At 74.4% G+C, this 4,491-nt stretch carries 4 protein-coding genes; 3 read left to right on the top strand and 1 reads right to left on the bottom strand.

Features of this window, described 5'->3' with window-relative positions; genetic code table 11:
- The 3 genes from Q6969_RS13155 to Q6969_RS13145 form a co-directional block, all read left to right on the top strand.
- A partial coding sequence (locus tag Q6969_RS13155; RefSeq protein WP_317230839.1) for a Pls/PosA family non-ribosomal peptide synthetase occupies positions 1 to 1,441 on the top strand: 1,441 nt, incomplete at its 5' end.
- Complete coding sequence (locus Q6969_RS13150) at positions 1,438 to 2,751, top strand: M1 family metallopeptidase (RefSeq protein WP_317230838.1); 1,314 nt, start codon at positions 1,438 to 1,440, stop codon at positions 2,749 to 2,751. The genes Q6969_RS13155 and Q6969_RS13150, both read left to right, overlap by 4 nt.
- A gap of 56 nt (positions 2,752 to 2,807) precedes the next feature.
- Positions 2,808 to 4,031 carry an ATP-binding protein gene (locus Q6969_RS13145; RefSeq protein ID WP_317230837.1) on the top strand — a complete coding sequence of 408 codons (1,224 nt, stop codon included), beginning with the start codon at positions 2,808 to 2,810 and terminating at the stop codon, positions 4,029 to 4,031.
- Here the strand turns inward: Q6969_RS13145 and Q6969_RS13140 are convergent.
- On the bottom strand, positions 3,994 to 4,491 hold a 498-nt coding region (locus Q6969_RS13140; RefSeq protein ID WP_317230836.1), incomplete at its 5' end, for a hypothetical protein. The genes Q6969_RS13145 and Q6969_RS13140 overlap by 38 nt on opposite strands.

Genomic DNA, 4,491 nt, shown 5'->3' with positions numbered 1-4,491 from the left:
GCCGCGGAACACGCGCTGGGTCGCGGCGTACGGCGCCGCCTCGGTGGCGACCGCGCTCGTGCCGGTGGTCGGCTTCGCGGCGGGCGGCGGGGTCCTCGCCTCCGCGATCCGCGGATCCGCCGACCTCGCGGACGTCGGGTGGCGCGGCCTCGGGGCGATCGTGCCCGCCGTGCTCGTCACCGGCCTGGTGCTGGCGCTCCTGGTCGTCGCCGCGGTGCGCCTCCTCGGCCTCGGCGTGACCGAGGGCGTGCACGCCGTGCGCAGCCGCGTCGGCTGGCAGGTGTGGTCGACCGAGCGCCTCCTCGACCTCGCGCGGACCCTGCTGTTCCCCCTCTACGCCGGCCTCTTCACGCCCGTCTGGCTGCGGCTCCTCGGCGCCCGCGTCGGTCGCGACGTCGAGGCCTCGACCGTGCTGCTCATCCCCGCGATGACCACGATCCGCGACGGCGCCTTCCTCGCCGACGACACCCTCGTGGCCGGCTACGAGCTCGGCGGCGGGTGGATGCGCGTCGCCCGCGCCGAGATCGGCCAGCGCGCGTTCCTCGGCAACTCGGGCATGGCGGGCCCCGGCCACCGGGTGCCGAAGGACGGACTCGTCGCCGTGCTCTCGGCCGCGCCCACCAAGTCGAAGGCCGGATCCTCCTGGCTCGGCTCCCCGCCCGTCCGGCTCCGGCGCACGGTCGCCGCCGCCGACGACTCGCGCACGTTCCGGCCGCCGACGCGGCTGCGCGTCGCCCGCATCCTGTGGGAGCTGCTGCGCGTCGTGCCCGTCATCGTGACGTGCACGATCGGCTGGGCCGTGCTCGTGACGCTGGCCGCGCTGACGGCGGCGTGGGGCCCGCTCGTCGCGTTCCTGCTCGGCGGCGTCGTGCTGCTGGCGGCCGGCGCGGTCGCGGCGGGCGTCTCGACCGCGGCCAAGTGGATCCTCATCGGCCGCGTCCGCGCGGCGGAGCACCCGCTGTGGTCGTCGTTCGTGTGGCGCAGCGAGGTGTCCGACGTCTTCACCGAGATGGTCGCCGCGCCGTGGTTCGCGTCGTCCGCCGCCGGCACGCCCGCGCTCGTCTGGTGGCTGCGCAGCCTCGGCGCGCGCATCGGGCCCGGGGTCTGGTGCGACTCGCACTGGCTGCCGGAGGCGGACCTCGTGACGCTCGGCCGTGCATCCACGATCAACCGCGGGTGCGTCGTGCAGACGCATCTGTTCCATGATCGGATCATGAGCATGGACACCGTCACCCTCGACGCCGGTGCGACCCTCGGGCCGCACAGCGTCATCCTCCCCGCGGCGCGCATCGCCCGCGAGGCGACCGTCGGCCCCGCGAGCCTCGTGATGCGCGGGGAGCTGGTGCCCGAGGCGAGCCGCTGGAGCGGCAACCCGATCGGCCCGTGGCGCGAGGTGACGCTCGGCCGGTACCTGCCCGCCGCGTCCGCCGGTCGCCGGTGAGGGCCGCGACAGGCCCGTCGTCCGGCGACGACTACACCCCCGAGGTCGGATCCGCGGCGTACGCGGTCGAGCGCTACGACCTCGACCTCGACTACCGCGTCGCCCGCAACCGGCTGAAGGCGCGCGCCGTCATCATGGCCGTGGCCCGCGAGCCGCTGCCCCGGTTCGAGCTCGACCTCACGGGCCTCCGCGCGGGCGACGTGCGCGTCGACGGCCGCCGCGAGACCCGGCACGTCCAGCGCGGCGGGCGCCTCGTCGTCACCCCCGCCGAGCCCATCGCCGCGGGCGCGTCCTTCACGGTCGACGTCGCCTACTCCGGCGAGCCCGGGCCGCGCCGCACCGCCTGGGGCGACCTCGGCTGGGAGGAGCTCGGCGACGGCGTCCTCGTCGCGTCGCAGCCGAGCGGCGCGTCCACCTGGTTCCCCTGCAACGACCGGCCGGACGACCGGGCCGCGTTCCGGATCCGCGTCGCCTGCGAGGTCGACTACTCCGTCATCGCGAGCGGCCGGCTCCTCTCCCGCGTCGAGCGCTCCGGCCGCGCCACCTGGACGTACGCGCAGGACGCGCCGACCGCGCCCTACCTCGCGACCGTGCAGATCGGCCGGTACGCCGAGCGGCGGGTGCCCGCCGGATCCACCGAGGCGGTCTACGCGTACCCGAAGCCGCGCGAGGCGCGCGTGCTGCAGGACCTCGCGGAGGTGCCGCGCATGATGGCGTTCTTCGAGACGCTCTTCGGGCCGTACCCGTTCGACGAGTACCGGGTCGTGGTCACCGACGACGAGCTCGAGATCCCGCTGGAGGCGCAGGCCATGGCCGTGCTCGGCTCGAACCACGCCGACGGCACGGGCGCGTCGGAGCGGCTCGTCGCCCACGAGCTCGCGCACCAGTGGTTCGGCAACGCCGTCGGCCTCGCCGCCTGGCGGCACATATGGCTCAACGAGGGCTTCGCCTGCTACGCGGAGTGGCTGTGGTCGGAGGAGTCCGGCGGTCCCTCGGCCGACCAGCTGGCCCGCCAGCACCATGCGCGCCTCGAGCGCGACGGCACGCAGGTCGGCATCGGGGACCCCGGGCCCGAGTCGATGTTCGACGACGTCGTCTACAAGCGCGGCGCCCTCGCGGTGCACGCGCTGCGGCTGACGCTCGGCGAGACGGGCTGGCGGGATCTGATGCGCCGCTGGACGGATCCGGCCTGGACGGCGCCGCGCACCACCGCCGACCTCGTGGGCGCGGCCGGCGATGCGGGCGCCCTGCTCCGAGCGTGGCTGGCGGACGGGCCCCTGCCGGCGCTGCCGCGGGTGGGGCGGCGCTGACGCACGTCATCGCGCGAAGGACCCCAGTGCTCCCATCGCTCTTATACTTGGGACCCATGTATAACGACGGTGAGCGACACCCGAGCCTCTCGCTCAGCCCGTACACCCCGGGATCCGTGCCGACGAGCCTGCCCGGCAGGGCGGAGAGGCTGCAGCAGTTCCGCGAGGCGGCCCAGAGGGTGAGCGCGGATGGGCAGTTCGTCCCTCGTGTCCACGTCGATCACGGCCCGCGCGGCATCGGCAAGACGTCCCTGCTGCGGGAAGCCCAGCGCATCCTCGGCGGCTACCGGATCCGGACCGTGCTGATCACCGCCGATCCGGCAGAGGACCTCGTGCATTCCCTGCTCAGCGAGCTGAAGCAGGTGGTGGGGAGCGGCACGCACCTCCGGAGGGCAGCCCTCGAATCCATCGACTCGGCGACGCTCACCGTGGGCGCGCCGGGGATCGCGCATGTGGACGTCACCCTCACCTCGCCCGGGCGGACGCGCACGGCGGCCTCCGCGAAGCAGCTGCAGCTCGCCCTCCGCGCGGCTCTCGCCTCGGTCGTGCACGACGGCGACGCCGGGATCGTCATCCTGATCGACGAGATCCAGGAAGCGGATCCCGAGAGCCTGCGGACCATCGCCTACGCCTGGCAGGAGATGAACCCGCTCCGGCCCTTCGACCCCGACCAGCCCCGGACCGCGCTGTTCGCCGTCGGCCTTCCCGGCGCCCCCACCAGGATCAACAAGGCCGTGACGTTCAGCGAGCGCTTCCGCTTCCAGGCGATGCACGGGTTGTCGGACGCCGGCGCGCGGGAGGCGCTCGAGTCGACGGCAGCGGCGGCAGGCGTCCGGTGGGATCCACCTGCGCTCGACCGGGGAGTCGCGGAGTCGCGCGGCTACCCCTACAAGGTCCAGTTGATCGGGGACGCCTCCTGGCGCGCGGCAGCGCACCGACTGGACGCCGAGGGACTCGCGCCGGACGACGTCATCACGCTGCCCGACCTCTCGGCGGCGCTTCCCGTCGTGGATGCGGAGATGCGCACGCTCTTCACCGCCAGATGGCGCGGGGCGAGTCCCCGGCAGCAGGACATGCTGGTCGCCATCGCGCGACTCGGCGGCGAGGACGTGAAGCGGGCGGCCCTGGCCGAGGCACTCGGCACGACCACGCGTGCGATCTCGGTCCCGCGACAGAAGCTCCTGGACAAGGGGCTCGTGGACGCGAACAAGCACGGCCACCTGTCGTTCACCGTCCCCGGCTTCACCGAGTTCGTGATCGATCAGGCCGAGAACGAGTGATCTCGGGATCGTCGACGTGGGCGGGGACCCCTCCGCTGGACAGCTGGACCACCACGACCGAGGTCAGCGCCGACGGACCGGCGTGGAGTCGCGCGACGGCTGCCATGAGGCCCTCCTCGAGAGCCACGTCCACGACGCGGTAGTGCCCGCCGTCGCCGTCGATCCATGCGATCGCCCCCGTCGCGTCGTCCTCGAAGCGGACGAGCGCCGGATCGACGAGCAACCCGCGGCCGTCGGCCTTGAGCACGGCCTCGATCCGCACCCACCGCGCCAGCGACATGCCGGACGGCACCTCCCGGTCGCTCGGCTCCGCGTCGATCCCGATCGGCCCGTGCCCGCTCACCGCGACGACGACCGCGTCGCCCGCGTGCGCGACGCTCGCGTGCAGGGCGTCGAGCGCGCGGGATCCGCCGAGCACCGGCCGCCCGTGCGGCCCGCCGCAGGTCGCGCAGCGGGCGCG

Origin of the sequence: Clavibacter sp. MX14-G9D (genome assembly GCF_032917815.1) — a bacterium.
Classification (GTDB): Bacteria; Actinomycetota; Actinomycetes; order Actinomycetales; family Microbacteriaceae; genus Clavibacter; species Clavibacter michiganensis_K.
This window is presented reverse-complemented; position numbering and strand designations above follow the sequence as displayed.